Source organism: Acidobacteriota bacterium (genome assembly GCA_040756905.1).
GTDB lineage: Bacteria > Acidobacteriota > Aminicenantia > JBFLYD01 > JBFLYD01 > JBFLYD01.
The window spans coordinates 1-15266 of the sequence record JBFLYD010000050.1 but is presented as its reverse complement, the minus strand read 5'-3'; the positions used below and the strand labels follow the sequence as shown (position 1 = coordinate 15266).

13 protein-coding genes are annotated in these 15266 nt (G+C 32.7%); 4 read left to right on the top strand and 9 right to left on the bottom strand.

All coding sequences use genetic code 11. The annotated features are described in order from the left end of the window. Positions 1-230 precede the first annotated feature (230 nt). The 6 genes from acpS to alr all read right to left on the bottom strand — a co-directional run bounded on the left by acpS (position 231) and on the right by alr (position 9169). Positions 231-578: a holo-ACP synthase gene (gene acpS, locus AB1410_08685; protein MEW6456769.1), complete on the bottom strand. Its 348-nt coding sequence runs from the start codon at positions 576-578 to the stop codon at positions 231-233. Beyond that, the gene (gene uvrC / locus AB1410_08680) at positions 575-2188 is read right to left on the bottom strand and encodes an excinuclease ABC subunit UvrC (GenBank protein ID MEW6456768.1); all 1614 of its coding nucleotides are present in this window, start codon (positions 2186-2188) and stop codon (positions 575-577) included. Before uvrC ends, acpS begins: the two co-directional genes overlap by 4 nt. Continuing rightward, the gene (uvrB, locus tag AB1410_08675) at positions 2185-4188 is read right to left on the bottom strand and encodes an excinuclease ABC subunit UvrB (protein MEW6456767.1); all 2004 of its coding nucleotides are present in this window, start codon (positions 4186-4188) and stop codon (positions 2185-2187) included. The genes uvrC and uvrB overlap by 4 nt, the downstream gene beginning before the upstream one ends. A gap of 184 nt (positions 4189-4372) precedes the next feature. Next, positions 4373-6520 (bottom strand): hypothetical protein, encoded by a 2148-nt coding sequence (locus AB1410_08670; protein ID MEW6456766.1) that lies wholly within the window; start codon positions 6518-6520, stop codon positions 4373-4375. A gap of 30 nt (positions 6521-6550) precedes the next feature. After that, positions 6551-7825: a M20 family metallopeptidase gene (locus tag AB1410_08665; GenBank protein MEW6456765.1), complete on the bottom strand. Its 1275-nt coding sequence runs from the start codon at positions 7823-7825 to the stop codon at positions 6551-6553. Between the two features lie 186 nt (positions 7826-8011). Next, positions 8012-9169 (bottom strand): alanine racemase, encoded by a 1158-nt coding sequence (alr, locus tag AB1410_08660; GenBank protein ID MEW6456764.1) that lies wholly within the window; start codon positions 9167-9169, stop codon positions 8012-8014. A 160-nt stretch (positions 9170-9329) separates the two neighbouring features. Here alr and gltX point away from each other — a divergent pair, with 160 nt between their 5' ends. The 4 genes from gltX (at position 9330) to AB1410_08640 (ending at position 13351) form a co-directional block, all read left to right on the top strand. Further along, positions 9330-10799 carry a glutamate--tRNA ligase gene (gene gltX / locus AB1410_08655; protein MEW6456763.1) on the top strand — a complete coding sequence of 490 codons (1470 nt, stop codon included), beginning with the start codon at positions 9330-9332 and terminating at the stop codon, positions 10797-10799. Next, positions 10780-11076 (top strand): hypothetical protein, encoded by a 297-nt coding sequence (locus tag AB1410_08650; GenBank protein ID MEW6456762.1) that lies wholly within the window; start codon positions 10780-10782, stop codon positions 11074-11076. The genes gltX and AB1410_08650 overlap by 20 nt, the downstream gene beginning before the upstream one ends. Before the next feature lie 15 nt (positions 11077-11091). Then, positions 11092-12606: a histidine ammonia-lyase gene (hutH, locus tag AB1410_08645; protein ID MEW6456761.1), complete on the top strand. Its 1515-nt coding sequence runs from the start codon at positions 11092-11094 to the stop codon at positions 12604-12606. Between the two features lie 304 nt (positions 12607-12910). After that, complete coding sequence (locus tag AB1410_08640; GenBank protein MEW6456760.1) at positions 12911-13351, top strand: GIY-YIG nuclease family protein; 441 nt, start codon at positions 12911-12913, stop codon at positions 13349-13351. A 135-nt stretch (positions 13352-13486) separates the two neighbouring features. On the opposite strand, the gene AB1410_08635 is transcribed toward AB1410_08640, so the two are convergent. The 3 genes from AB1410_08635 to AB1410_08625 form a co-directional block, all read right to left on the bottom strand. Further along, a complete protein-coding gene (locus tag AB1410_08635) occupies positions 13487-14245 on the bottom strand; it encodes an ABC transporter ATP-binding protein (GenBank protein ID MEW6456759.1) in 759 nt (252 codons plus the stop codon). Between the two features lie 14 nt (positions 14246-14259). Next, a complete protein-coding gene (locus AB1410_08630; GenBank protein MEW6456758.1) occupies positions 14260-15000 on the bottom strand; it encodes an ABC transporter permease subunit in 741 nt (246 codons plus the stop codon). A 71-nt stretch (positions 15001-15071) separates the two neighbouring features. Next, positions 15072-15221, bottom strand: coding sequence for a hypothetical protein (locus AB1410_08625; protein ID MEW6456757.1), 150 nt, complete (start codon positions 15219-15221; stop codon positions 15072-15074). Between the last annotated feature and the right edge of the window lie 45 nt (positions 15222-15266).

Sequence of the window (15266 nt, the reverse complement as noted above, 5' to 3'; positions counted from 1 at the left end):
TCTGAGCGATATATCGACGAGCATCTAAAAATCTGCGAAGTGAGTGAGAATAATCTTCTATATTTATTCTATCGAAAGAGAAATAATATAACGAACGGGAGCGAGAGAGAATATAGAAGATAAGAGAGGATAAGAGTCTGAGTGATAGGAGATTATTTGAACGAACGAGCATAGATTTTGATGCGAGGAGATCTGAGCGAAGGGGATGGTTGACCTCTTTTAAGGGGTTCCTATTTAACCTCAAGTATTACAATTGCTGAGGCAAATTTTGTGTCGTGGGATAAGGATATGTTGGAGATTAACTCAAAATCAAAAGGATTTTTAAACTTAAAATATGGTTTTCCAGAGTCTTCCTTTAACACTTCCACATCCTTCCAGACAATTCTTCTTCCAAGAGCTTTAAAAAGAGCTTCTTTTGCTGCAAACCTTGCTGCCAAATGAGGGTAGGGATTTTTTTTCGACAAACAGTATTTAAGTTCGCAATCTGTATAGATTCTCTCCTGAAACCTCTTGTTCGATTCACAAGCATTCCTTATTCTATCAATTTCCACCTGGTCGATTCCTATTCCGAATATCATTTCTCCCTTCTCTTCCTATGGAAGGTTACGGCGAATCTGTGGGCTTCATCTCTCACTCTCTGAATAAGCTTTAAAAAATTTGATATACTCTCGAGTTTTATCCCATCCTTTTTCAAATCAGAATAAATAATCTCTTCGCCTTTAGCAATTGAAATTACAGGAATGTCTTCAATTCCAAGCTCTTTCAAAGCTTTTTTTGCAGCATTCAACTGAGCTTTTCCTCCATCTATTACTACTAAATCAGGAAATTTAGCATTTTCATCGATTAATCTCTTATACCTCCTTTTTACTATTTCATAGATAGAATAAAAATCATCAATCCCTTCAACGTATTTTATGATAAATTTTCTGTAATTTTTTTTGTCAGGTTCGCCCTCAAAAAAAGATACCATAGATCCAACTGTTTCCTTTCCGGATATATGGGATACATCAAATCCTTCTATCCTCAACGGTATTTTTGAAATCCCTACTATCTTTTTAACCTCCTCTAAATTATCTTTTCCTGTTAACAAAAATTTATTTTCTAACGAGATTCTGGCATTCTGATTTGCTATTTTTATCATATTCAGTTTGTTTCCACTTCTTGGAATGATAATTTCGACATTTCTATGAAATATTTCCTTTAAAAAGTCTTTTATGTAACTTAAATTTTCCGGATAAAATGGAAGGAGAATTTTTTCAGGGAAATTCATAAATTCTCGATAAAACTGGATGACAAAAGAAGAAATAATCTCGGGATCATTTTCAGCTGCAATGTTTTCAAAAATAAATTCTTTTCTATCTACAATTTTTCCTTTTCTCATTAAAAATAAAATTAAAGATACATAACCATCTTCTCGATAGTATCCAAAAATATCTTGATCTTCCAGCTCTGTGGAAGAGAATAAAGGTCTTCTTTTCAATGATTCCACTGCAAAAATGAGATCTCTCAATTGGGCTGCTCTTTCAAATTTTTCTTCTGAAGCAAAGTTTTCCATCTTTTCTTTGAGAATTTTGATGAGCTCCTGATCCCTTCCTTTTAAAAACAGTAATGCCTCTTCAATGGTTTCCCTGTATTCATCCCTGGAGATAAAACCAGTACAGGGAGCGGAGCACTGGGAGACAAAATAATCCAGACAAGGCCTTTTCCTTTTAAAATCAATTTTTTCATCGCACTGCCTGACTTTAAACCATTTGCTCAATATTCTCATGGTATTTTTAGCTGTAGAAGCAGGAGCAAAGGGTCCGAAATAAATCGAACCATCGTCTTCTACTTTCCTCACATAATAAGCACCTGGAAAATCTTCCTGATAAGTCATTTTTATGTAGGGATAGCTTTTGTCATCCTTCAATTTTACGTTAAATTTTGGCTGATGTTCTCTAACGAGGTTATTTTCAAGGAAAAAAGCATCCCTCTCTGAATCTGTTACAACATAATTCACATCATCAATTTCATCCAAGATGAAACTTGACCTTTTATCAGACCTATAAAGAGTAAAATAAGATTTAACCCTGTCTTTCAAAGATTTAGCTTTTCCAATATAAATAATTTCTTCCCTCTTATTCTTAAAAATATAAACACCGGGTTTATTTGGAAGTTTTCTTACAACCTTACCGAGGCTAACCTTCATCTCTCTAAAATATCAATCTGTATTCTTTTCAATCTCTTTATTTCATCCCTTATGGCAGCTGCTTTCTCAAATTCCAAATTCTCGGATGCTTCTTTCATCTCCTTTTCAAGTTTTTCAATCCTCTTCTTCCTCTCTTCTTCTGAAAAATAAATTTCTTTCTCCTCTGAAACACCTGTATAATCAAAATAATCTCTCTCATATGGTGAGCCTGCAAATTCATCGATTGATTTTACAATCGTCTCTGGTGTGATACCATGTTTGATATTGTATTCTTCCTGAACCTTTCTTCTCCTGTTTGTTTCTTCGATTGCATCTTTCATTGAATCTGTAACATAATCTGCATAGAGAATCGCTTTTCCATTTAGGTTTCTTGCAGCTCTTCCAAATGTCTGAATTAATGAAGTTGTAGACCTCAGAAACCCCTCTTTATCCGCATCAAGAATCGCTACAAGTGAAACTTCAGGGAGGTCAAGTCCCTCTCGAAGAAGGTTTATACCAACAAGAACGTCAAACTCTCCCTTTCTCAAAGCCTTTAAAATTTTAACTCTTTCAAGAGTTTCAATATCTGAATGCAAATATTTTGCTCTCATTCCCTTCTCGATCAAATAATCAGAAAGTTTTTCTGCCATGTTCTTCGTAAGAGTTGTTATCAGGGTTCTTTCATTTCTGTAAACTCTTTTTCTAATCTCATCTATAAGATTATCCATCTGATTTTTTATCTGCCTCACTTCAACTGAGGGATCCATAAGTCCTGTAGGTCTGATAATCTGTTCGACAACGTTTTCCTTTGCTTTTTCAAATTCATATGGGCCTGGAGTAGCTGATACAAAGATGACCTGATTTATTTTCTGTTCAAATTCATCAAATTTTAAAGGTCTGTTATCAAGGGCAGATGGAAGTCTAAATCCATGTTCAGTAAGAGTAAGTTTTCTGGATCTATCCCCTTCATACATCCCCCGAAGCTGTGGTATCGTTTGATGACTTTCATCTATGATAATCAGAAAATCTGGAGGAAAATAATCCACCAATGTAAAAGGAGGTTCTCCCTCTCTTCTTCCGCTTAAGTGTCTTGAGTAGTTTTCTATTCCATGACAGTATCCAAATTCTCGCATCATTTCGATGTCAAACCTTGTTCTTTCTTCGAGCCTCTGGGCTTCAAGGAATTTACCCTGACTTCTGAAAAATTTTAATCTTTCCTCAAGTTCCTCCTCAATTGCTTCCAGAGCCTCAAAAAGAAGAGGTTTTGGAGTTACAAAATATGATTTAGGATAAATTACGATTCTATCTCTTCTATCGATAATCTTTCCAGTTATGTTATCAATTAAATAAAGACCGTCTACTTCATCCCCAAAAAGTTCAATCCTGTAAGCATAATCATCATAAGCTGGAAATACTTCTACTGTATCACCTCTGGGCCTAAATGTTCCCCTCTTCAACTCATACTCTGACCTCTCATACTGAATTTCCACCAACCTCTCCATCAATTCTTTTCTCTTAATTCTTACGCCTAATTCGATTGGTAAGAACATTCCAAAGTAAGTATCAGGAGAGCCAATCCCATAGATACACGAAACAGACGCAACCACAATAACATCTCTTCTTTCGAAAATTGATCGAGTTGCTGCAAGTCTCATTCTATCAATTTCATCGTTTATGATTGCTTCTTTGGCAATATAAGTATCAGTTGAAGGAATATATGCCTCTGGCTGGTAAAAATCATAATAGCTTACAAAATATTCAACTGCATTCTCTGGAAAAAACCTCCTGAACTCCTGATAAAGCTGCGCTGCGAGTGTTTTATTATGGGAAATAACAAGAACGGGTTTCTGCACTCTCTCGATTACATTCGCTATGGTAAATGTCTTTCCAGAGCCGGTTACACCAAGTAAAGTTTGACATTTAACTCCTTTTCTTACCCTAGCTGAAAGAAACTTTATAGCTTTTTCCTGATCTCCTCGTGGTCTAAAATCAGATTTAAGCTCATATCTTCCAGTTATCATAATTTAATTTTGAATCAAAATTTTCTTTATTTCAATTAAAATTAAAAAAGGTCAGAAAGTAAAATATTTTTGTAATAATTGTTTGCTCGCTCTCCTATATATTCATATTCATTATTCGAAATTTAATGTTTCTTTGATATTTAGATGCTCCTCGAGATATATCGCTCAGAAGATGGCTGATCCTTTAATTTAAATTAACTGAGGAATTGAATTTAATTTCTATATGAAATGGAGGAAAAACATCTATATCTTCATTTAGGTTTTCAATTTTTAATTTTATGAAATAAAGATAATTTGACTTATATCTATAAAATTCAGGTTTTTTTACTTTAACAATATTTCCTAGGGAGACCTCATCAATTAAATTCGAGTCAAAAAGATTTATAGAAACTTTAAATTTATTCTCTGAATAATACTTCAATTCAAGATAATCCAGTTTCCTCCGTGTATAGAATGGAATGTTATAAATGCCATCCCTCATTAGAAAATAATGTCCTTTATCAACTTGATTGAAATGTCTATTCAACGAAAAAAAAGTCACAAGATTTTTTTGATACCTGTAGGTAATAGGCCTTGTTACACTTATCTGAGGGAAAATAACAAATATACCTAAATATCCAATAATACACATACCTGATAATACATAAGCAAGCTTTTTCCCTTTAAGTTTTTTAATGATTGGATATAGAATAAAAGCTAAAGCTAAGATTCCAATCCATAGATAATTTGGCGTATATCCTAAATTAGGCACCTTTATGAACGATGGCAAAAATTTTGGAAGATATATGTATAAATTACTCAAATATTCGAAAAGTACGCCTGCTCTTTCCTTATAACCTGAAGTCGTTGGCTGATAAATAAACAATGGATATTTAAAAAGTAATATCTCTTCGATTACGGAAATTATCAGCAATATATAAAACATTTTTCCTAATGCAGTATCCTTAGTTTCCCTGAGAAAATACGCTAATCCAAACGGAAATATCCAGAAAATTGCAATAATCTGTCTCGTAAATGGTGAATACCCTCCCCTTTGTGTTAAATAAGCCAGAAATAACAAATAAGGAAATGATATAAATAACCAGCTAAGTAATTCCTTCTTATTCTCTCTCCATAATTCTTTCAATCCGAAAAAAGATAAAAAATAGAAAGGAGCATAAAATAAAAACCCTTCTCTCTGGCATAGAAAATAACTTAACAAACTTTCTATCCAGGGGATTAAATATTTTTTAAAGGATGGTAGAATTATTAATTGACTTAAAACTCCAGGGTTGACTGAAAAAGGAGATACAACTCCATAATTTAAATAAATATACCCAAAAAAAAGAAATAAAGAAATAAATATTGGGAATAAAAATAAAAATGACTTTTTCAGTCGGTCAGAGCTCTTTAGAAGAGGGATAAACAACAATAAAAATAAAGGTAAACAAATTAAATAATATTTCTGATGAAGCCATAAAATAAACCCAAATGACAGACCCATAAAGATAAACTCAAAATTTTTTTTCCATAAATTTTTTCCAGCATTATTTTCTAAACCAAGATCGTAGCTTTCTCTTAATAATCCCTCTCTTTGATTTAACAGAAAAACTATAAAAAAAGCTGCGACAATCTCAGGATAGATATGGAATGAATGAAATACAACTGGAGTAGTCAATATAAATATAAAATAAATCGATAAACAGATTTTCTCAGAAAAATTTTTAAGTTTAAGAAATCTATAAACCTGCCATCCCAATAACAGAGCAAATACTGAAATCCAAGCTCTAAATAAAAAAACGACCCAGAATCTATTTTTCAAAAGCAAAGAGACTGCATAAACTGGAATCATAAGAATTGGAAGTCCTGCAAAATGAAAAGAGTAAAGACCTCCATTTTTTCCACGAAGCCCATGATGATCGAGCTCAATTGGATGATAATGAAGATAGTCTTTATTTGTATAATTATTATCCAGGTTAAAATCAAAATCTTTCAAAATACTGTGTGCTATAATTAAATAGTGAGGTTCATCGCCTGAAAGATAAGGATTATTTATCGTAAAGAATAAACCCAGAATAAAGTAAACAATCAGTGAAAATAAAAATAATATAAGAAATTTCTTTCTCGATGACTGAAAAGTCCATTTTAAATAAAGCTTTTCTGTTATTTTGGATAAGCTTGATCGAAATATTCCTGCCAACAAAAGAATATACATAAAAGCTATCATAAAAATAATGTTTAGCAATCTTTCATAAAAATCATCCTTTATAAGATAGAAAGCTCTCATCACGGGTAAAAAAATTAATAATATTAATGGAAGGAGAAGTCTAATATTTAAAATTATTTTTTTCACTTATTCTGTTTATTTATAAATATTTAAATCTTATTTTTTCTTGAGATAATTAATAACAAAATTACTCATTAATTTAATTCCTATAAAGATGGAATCTTCCTCCGCAATAAATTTTGAAGTATGGAGGGGATAAATGTAACCTTTTTTTTCATTTCTCACACCCAGCCAGAATAAAACCCCGGGTATTTTCTGGGCAAAAAATGAAAAATCCTCAGCTCCAAGTTGAGGTTTTAGCTGGATAACATTTTTTTCGCCGATGATATTTCTGGCAATTCCTGCAGCCCACTCTGTAAGTTCAGGATTGTTGTAAAGCATAGGCACTCCTTCTCTATAATTGAATTTATAAGTTCCTCCATAACTTTCAGTTACGCCTTTCAATATTCTCTCAATTAATTCTGGAACCTTTTGCCTGTGCTTCTTGCTCAAGGTTCTTATAGTCCCTATCATTTTCACCCTATCTGCTATTATGTTAGATCTAACCCCACCTTCTATAATTCCGACGGTTACCGCAGATGGATCCAGAATGTCTAATTCTCTGCTTATTATTGCCTGAATGCTGGTGATAAATTGAGCTGAGATATAGATTGCATCTATTCCCAAATGAGGATATGCTCCATGCGATTTTTTACCATATATTATGATTTCAAATCCATCGGAGTTTGCCATTGCAGAACCAGGAGTAAAACCAATTTTTCCAGTCTCTAAATCAGGGTTTACATGAAGGGCAAAAATTGCTTCAGGTCTTGGATTATCAAGAACACCTTGTTTTACCATTAAATCAGCTCCGCCTTCTTCTCCCTCTGGAGCACCCTCTTCAGCCGGCTGAAAAATTATTTTGACATTTCCTTTAATTCTGTTTTTCATTCTATTGAGAACCTCCACAGTTCCAAGAGCAACAGAAGTGTGAATGTCATGACCGCAGGCATGCATTACGTTAGGATTTTTTGATTTAAATGGCAGGTCATTTTCTTCCTGGATTGGGAGCGCATCCATATCCCCTCTTATCGCCACAGTTTTGCCATGAAATTTCCCCTCGATTAGAGCTACCACCCCTGTATTTGCAATTCCTTTTGTATATTTTATCCCGATCGAAGTCAGATATCCGGCCACTCTTTCCATAGTTCTGAATTCTCTGTTAGAAAGTTCCGGGTCAGAATGCATTTCTCTTCTAAAATTTATTATTTTATCTTTTATATCTGAGATATTCTTTTCAATGTCTCCTAAATAATCTTCATCTTTTGAGATTATTTTATAATTGATAAGACAAAAAAACATAAATAAAATTAATAAAATCTTTCTTTTCATATCTCTCTCCTCAACTTTAATAAGCATTTTTATTTCTATTAAATAAAATTAAATACTACTTAACTAAATTACTCAACCCCAAAAAAATTTATTCTGTCAGGGGTTAACAAAACTTTAAAAATCAGCAAAATTAGCCTCAAGCACTCACGAACATTTATCAGATTTTTCAAATGTAAATTCGATTATTTATTTAACTGTAATTCTTGGAATTAAAGGATTAATCCTTGATACAATTTCATAATTTATCGTTCCACACAGAGAAGCTAAATAATCGGCTGTAATTGCTTCATTCCCCTGCCTTCCCAGAAGCACCACTTCATCCTCAAGACTCACGCCGGGAATATCAGTGACATCAACCATGAACATGTTCATTGCAACCCTTCCTCTAACCGGAGCTCTCATCCCTTTAATCAATGCATAAGAATTATTGCTCAACTTTCTGTCGTATCCATCATAATAACCAACAGGGATTACAGCGATCTTTGAATTTCTTGTAGTTTTATAAGTACATCCATAACCTATGTATTCTCCTTTTGATACATTTTTAATCTGGGCTATTCTTGTCTTCCATGCCAAAACAGGCCTTAAGGTAATAGACCTTCTCCCATTTCGTTTGGATGAGAGAAGAGTTTCTCTCGAAGGCCATAATCCGTATAAACCGATTCCAACTCTGACCATGTTAAAATAAGTTTTTGGAAAAAGAATTGTTGCTGCTGTACAGGCAGTATGTTTCATCAATGTATTTTCAGTATTCCTGTGGACAATTTTTGCCATTTCTCTAAATCGTTCAAGCTGTTCCATTGCATATGTATGGTCTGTAGTATCTTCAATATTTGCAAAATGAGTTGAAACTCCCTCTATGTATAAATTTTTATGTTTTTTTATTTTTTTTACAAAATCCCCAAGATTTTCTTTTCTTATGCCCTGCCGATTAGTTCCGGTTTCAAGCTTTAAATGAATAAAAATTTTCTTATTTATTTCAGATGAAACATTTCCAAGCTCTTCAATTACTTCTTCATTGTATAGGGTGATTCTAAAATTATTTTCTGAAACCTCTTTCAAATCAACGGGTGGAACGTATCCAAGAATAATAATCGGAAGCTCAACTTTATTTCTTCTCAGGCATGAAGCTTCTTCCAAGCAGTTGACACCAAACCAATCTATTCCGTTTCCTTCTAAGAATTTCGATATTTCAAGTAACCCATGGCCATAAGCATTTGCTTTTACAACGCCGCATATTTCTACATTCTTACCAACCAACCTTCTGAATTCATCTATATTATGTTTTAAGGAAGCTACATCCAGTTCAACCCATTGAATCAATCCACCTTTATCCTTTTCCACTTTAAACTTTTTACCCGTTTTGTTTTTTTATTAAATTTTAAATATACAGAAGTTGCTTTCTTTTTTCAATTACAAATTTTCTTTGAGAATAGTTAAAGCTCTTCTCAAATTGCTCGAACTCAATTGATTTATTAATCTTAAAAATATAAAATTCAAACAGATGGAAATTAAAGTGAGATTTGCTCCATCGCCCACAGGTTATCTTCATGTGGGAGGTGCGCGAACTGCTGTGTTTAACTGGTTGTTCGCAAGAAATAAACGAGGAAAATTTCTTCTCCGGATAGAAGATACTGATTTTGAAAGATCTTCTGAAGAAATGATATCTGGAATTCTTGAAGGTCTAAGATGGCTTGGAATCGATTGGGATGAAGAGCCTTTATATCAGTCAAAAAGAATTGAGTTTTATAAAAAATGGGCTGAAGAATTGATAAAGATGGGAAAGGCATACTATTGTTATTGCCTCCCTGAAGAAATAGAAAAGCGTAAAAAAGAATTTGAAAGAGAAGGTGGCGCATGGAAATATGACAGAAGATGTCTTCATCTCACGGAAGAAGAAAAAACTTTTTATGAAAAGGAAAGAAAAAGAGCAATCAGATTTCTCGTTCCGAAAGGAAAAACAAAATGGTTTGACCTTGTCCACAAAGATATAGAATTTGATAATCGAAATATTGAAGATTTTGTACTTCTTAGAGCTGATGAAATTCCAACATACCATCTATCAGTAGTTCTCGATGACTGGAATATGGGAATTACCCATGTAATAAGGGGAGATGACCATCTCTCAAATACCCCAAAACAAATCCTCCTTTACGAGGCTTTTAAATTCCCGGTTCCTCAATTTGCCCATCTTCCTTTGATACTCGGCCCGGACAGGAAAAAACTTTCAAAAAGACATGGGGTAACCTCTATTTTGAATTTTAAAGAAGAAGGGTATTTACCCCTTGCAATGTTGAATTTCCTTGCACAACTGAGCTGGTCACCTGGTGAGGAAAAAGATTTTTTCACAACAAGAGAATTGATAAAGAAATTCTCCATAGAAAAAGTCAGCCATGGAAGCCCGGTTTTTGATCTAAATAAACTTGAATGGATCAACTCAAAAGTAATTTCGAATACCTCAAGTAGAAAACTTTTTGACACATATATGGATTTTCTGGAAAAAGAATCCATTTCAAAGAAGGAATTTTATTCATCAGGAAAAAAATGGATTTTGAAAGTTATTGATTTATTTAAAGAAAGAGCCAGAACAATCAAAGAATTGGCGATAAATACAAAACCTATCATATCAGATTTTATATACTATGAACCTGAAGCAGTGGAAAAACATTTAAAATTTCCTGATTTGGATAAATACTTAGAAAAACTGACAGCTCATCTTGAGAAAATTGAAACCTTTACGGCTTCTGAAGTAGAAAAAGTTTTTCGTGAATTTTCAGAGAAAGAAAAAATTAAGGCTGCTTCTTTAATTCATGCAACAAGAGTAGCTGTAACAGGAAAAAGAGTCAGTCCCAGTCTTTTTGAAGTACTTGAATTGATTGGGAAAGAAAAGACAATATTTAGAGTAAAGAAGTTAGTTGAATTTATAAAATCACATCTACTCCAGGGAGGAAGTTATGACGTTAAAAAGGATTAAAAAAATTGGATATGTTTCGATCGGGCTTTTCTATGGAACATGCTTGGGAATTATTGGAACTGTTGTAGGGTTTTTTGTATTCCTTTTAAGTCTTATCTCGTATCCATTTCTCTCTCAAGCTGCTAAATTCTCGATATCTCCTATTATTGGATTACTATTGATGGTATTTATTCCAGTAGGAGTTTTTATAATAGGATTTATCGAAGGATTAATAGGCGCTTTCTTCTGCAACATTGCTCTTTCCATTACTAAAGGCCTTGAATTAGAGATTGAATAGATAATAGATAAACCGATGGGAAAAATTGTAATCGATGGAGATAATCTTAAATTAGATGAGATAGAGAGCGTAGCTTATAAACTTTCAGAAGTTGAACTATCTTCACGGTCCAAAACTAAAATCCAAAAAAGCAGAGCTCTTCTAAAAAAACTTTTAAAACAAGGAAAGAGAATCTATGGAGTAAACACAGGCTTTGGTAGTCTTTCAGATATAGATATTAAAGACAAAGATTTAAGCAACCTTCAAATGAACATGATAAGAAGCCATTGCACAGGTGTGGGAGAACCATTTTCAGAAGACATAGTTAGAGCAATGATGCTTCTCAGAGCAAATGTTCTCGCAAAAGGATACTCCGGCGTTCGAGTCGAGTTAGTCGAATTTTTAATAAAATTGTTGAATGAAAGAATACATCCTTTTATCCCTTCGCAAGGCTCTGTAGGAGCAAGCGGAGATTTAGCACCTCTTTCCCATTTAGCTTCTGTTATTATAGGAGAAGGCAAAGCCTACTATAAAGGAAAATTACTTCCATCAAAAGAAATATTTAAAAATGCAGGCCTCAGCCCTCTTACACTTGAAGCAAAGGAAGGAATAGCATTGATAAATGGAACTCAGACAATGACTGCCATCGCTTCCCTTTCATTGTTAAGAACGGAAAGGCTGATAGACACTGCAGATTTAGCAGGAGCTATGACGCTTGATGCGTTAAAAGGTTCAATAGATCCTTTTGATGAAAAAATTCATAATGTAAGACCATACGAAGGACAGAAACTCAGTGCTTCAAGAATTAAAAAATTTATCGAAGACTCTGAATTATGGAATTCTCACAGGGGAAAACTTAAAATTCAGGATAGTTATAGCCTCAGGTGCATGCCTCAAGTTCATGGGGCGATAAGAGAAACACTGAAGTTCATAAGAGGCATACTCGAAATTGAAATAAACTCTGCCACTGAAAATCCTTTGATATTCTCAGATGAAGGAGAGATTCTTTCAGGAGGAAATTTTCACGGAGAACCCATAGCTTTAGTTTCTGATTTTATGGGAATTGCTCTTACAGAACTTGGAAATATTTCTGAAAGAAGAATCGAAAGGCTCATGAACCCAAACTTAAACGAAGGATTACCTGCATTTCTTTCGAAAAACCCTGGACTTGAATCAGGACTGATGTTAACTCATGTCACAGCAGCATCACTGGCATCAGAAAATAGAACTCTTTCACATCCTGCCTCAGTGGATAACATTCCTATATCTGCTGATCAGGAAGACCACGTGAGCATGGGTGTTACTTCAGCAAGAAAAGCAATGAAAATTTTAGAAAATACTGAAAGAATAATTTCTATAGAATTACTCTGCGCTTCCCAGGCTCTTGATTTAAGAAAGCCTTTGAAATCATCTCCTCTAATAGAAAAAATTTTAAAAATGATAAGAAAAAAAGTTCCTTTTATTGAAAAAGATAGAATGCTCGATCAAGATATAGAAGAAATTTTTAAATTGATTCACTCCCCTGAATGGAAAAAACTTATTATTTTTTAAAACCCTGAAAAGATTTTTTTAATTTCTTATTCATTATAAACCATCTGAAATTTTAAATGTCAATTAATTTGTATGACGCCTCTTTTTATATTCTTTTTATGTTTTAAAGGGAATAGAATATTAAATTAATACAAAAGCAATAAATAATTTGTAGGGCAACCCTTCAGAGCCTGCCCCAAACCTTGCCCTGAACTTGTTTCATGGGTTGATTCGGGTGTTGCTTAATGCAAGGCTAAAGCCATGCCCTCCATTTCAATTTATTTAATTCGTTTGTATTAGTAAAATTTTTAAGAAGATTTAAAAAATGAAGATGAATAAAGCAGAGAAAGGAATTTATATTCTATCAATAAGATTAAAAGAGCAAAAGAAAATCTCAGTAGGTAAACTGGGCGAAATAGAATTTAAACCTGGATTGTATCTTTATGTTGGTTCAGCGCAGGGTGGTCTTGAGTATAGAATAAAGCGACATTTGAGAAAAAATAAAAAATTATTCTGGCATATAGATTACCTCCGGAAGGAAGCAGAAATTGAAGGGGTATGGATAAAAAAAGGAAGGTTCAATGAATGTGCTGCTGTTAGGAAGATTCAGGATAGTACTTGTTTTTCAACATTTCCAGTAAAGGGATTTGGTTCATCAGATTGTAAATGTCTCACCCATCTTTTCTATTCATCTAAAAATAATTCTGGAATAAGAAATTTTATTACTAGACTTGGGTTTAAGAAAAGTAATATCTTTGAAGGTTAATTTGAAATAAATTAGAGAAATTCATTTTTTTATTCCTTGGAGTCAAAAAACGAATATTAGAAGGAGCTATCTTAAAGATAAAATTTATTTTTAGTTTAGAGTATGGATTTACTTAATTACGTTATATAATTGATTTTAAATATATTTAGTTTTTACAGTTTCCAAGAATATTTGCTCCAGAGAATGAGGAGAGGAGTATTTTTTATCGTTTTTTAAATCTTTCAATTCTCCTTTAAGGATTATCTTGCCATTGTTTATCAAGATTACATCATCGCAGATTTTTTCCATCTCTGAAAGAAGATGAGAACTTATGAAGATTGTTTTACCATCTTGTTTTAGTTCTAATATATAATCTCTCACGCTGTTGATTAATATGGGATCAAGACCATTGTAAGGCTCATCGAGTATCAGAAGATCAGGTTCATGTAACACCGCTACAGAAAACGCAATTTTCTGCAACATTCCTTTTGAATAAATTGAGACTTTTTTCTCAAGTTCCCTCTTCAGGTCAAATTTTTCTTCTAAGAATTTTATTCTTTCTTCTATTTTTTCTCTTGAGAGAGAATACAAACTTCCAGAAATTCTTAAAATCTCAATTCCTTTAAGGAACCCATAGAAATTAGGGTTCTCAGGAAGATAACCGATTCTTTTTCTAACCTCTGGGTTTTCAATTTTACTGTCAAATAATTTAATGTCTCCACCATCTTTTTTTATTAGACCGAGAATTATGTTAATTGTAGTAGTTTTACCAGCACCATTTGGCCCTAAAAATCCTGTAATCTTTCCTTTCTTCACTTCAAAGTTTAAACCCCTCAAGGAAAATCCTTTTTTGAAAAGAGTTTTGTAATTTTTATTAAGTTTTACTATTTTAAGAATATTTAAATTTTCATTCATTTTGTGATTATCATTTAACGAGAATTTTCCAGAGAAATCTTTCTTATAAAATAAAGAGAAATGATTAAGTATAAAGCTATTAATGATAAGATGATAAAAGGGTAATTCTTTTCATCTACAAACTTAAAAAAAATAGGATTTCCTAAAGATAAAAAGAAAAGAAATATTTTTTCTTTTATATTTAAGGCGAATTTTTCCATTTTGATACTAAATTCTAATCCCATTTTAATTACAGTGATAAATGAAACCAGCGACAGAACTGTTAACATTATAAAATTTTTATTTCCCTTTAAAAATGTTGAAAACAATATTCCTAAAGAAAAAAAGTATAATCCAATTAAATATAAATATAAAATGACTTTTAAGTTTAGCAAAGGTGAAATTGGTTTTCCATGTAATAATTGTACGGCTGAAAATATTCCATAGTTAAGAAGCATTATTAATAATATTGAAATCGAAGGACCTAAAAATTTTCCCAATAGAATCTCTTCTTTTGAAAGGGGTGATACGATAAATGGAACTAATGTATTTTTCTGCAATTCCTGCTTTATAATTCCTGAAGAGCAAATTGCAAATACTAATATGTAACCCATTAATATTGTTCCAAAATTGTTTTTATTCGGAAATTTAAATAAAGAATAAAGAATCCAAAGATTAATTAAGAGTATCAATATTATTTCGATTTTATTCGAAATAATTTTTTTAACTGTAATGATGGCAATCTTTATCAGAAAGTTAGTTCGCAAAGTTAACATCTATGAACCTCTGATGTTGTTTATTATATCATCAATTTCATCGTTATCTTCATGTCCAGCTGGATGTTCATCTATATACAGAATTTTCTTTTTGTTGTTAATGAGAATTCTGAATGATGTGAAATTGGTTTTGTTAACAAGATGCATATTCCGATGAATCTGGCCACTGATTCTGATTGAAACCGGCCACCTGTCGGAGCGAAGTGACGCTGAATTTTCATTATACCTCAGAGTGGCTGGATTGAGTCAAGGATGACTTTCTTTTC

Coding starts and splice junctions, on each gene's coding strand:
- AB1410_08635 (MEW6456759.1), bottom strand. CDS start 14,245: ATGAATGAAAATTTAAATATTCTTAAAATAGTAAAACTTAATAAAAAT.
- AB1410_08650 (MEW6456762.1), top strand. CDS start 10,780: ATGACGTTAAAAAGGATTAAAAAAATTGGATATGTTTCGATCGGGCTT.
- AB1410_08630 (MEW6456758.1), bottom strand. CDS start 15,000: ATGTTAACTTTGCGAACTAACTTTCTGATAAAGATTGCCATCATTACA.
- uvrB (MEW6456767.1), bottom strand. CDS start 4,188: ATGATAACTGGAAGATATGAGCTTAAATCTGATTTTAGACCACGAGGA.
- acpS (MEW6456769.1), bottom strand. CDS start 578: ATGATATTCGGAATAGGAATCGACCAGGTGGAAATTGATAGAATAAGG.
- AB1410_08665 (MEW6456765.1), bottom strand. CDS start 7,825: ATGAAAAGAAAGATTTTATTAATTTTATTTATGTTTTTTTGTCTTATC.
- hutH (MEW6456761.1), top strand. CDS start 11,092: ATGGGAAAAATTGTAATCGATGGAGATAATCTTAAATTAGATGAGATA.
- uvrC (MEW6456768.1), bottom strand. CDS start 2,188: ATGAAGGTTAGCCTCGGTAAGGTTGTAAGAAAACTTCCAAATAAACCC.
- gltX (MEW6456763.1), top strand. CDS start 9,330: ATGGAAATTAAAGTGAGATTTGCTCCATCGCCCACAGGTTATCTTCAT.
- AB1410_08640 (MEW6456760.1), top strand. CDS start 12,911: ATGAAGATGAATAAAGCAGAGAAAGGAATTTATATTCTATCAATAAGA.
- AB1410_08625 (MEW6456757.1), bottom strand. CDS start 15,221: ATGAAAATTCAGCGTCACTTCGCTCCGACAGGTGGCCGGTTTCAATCA.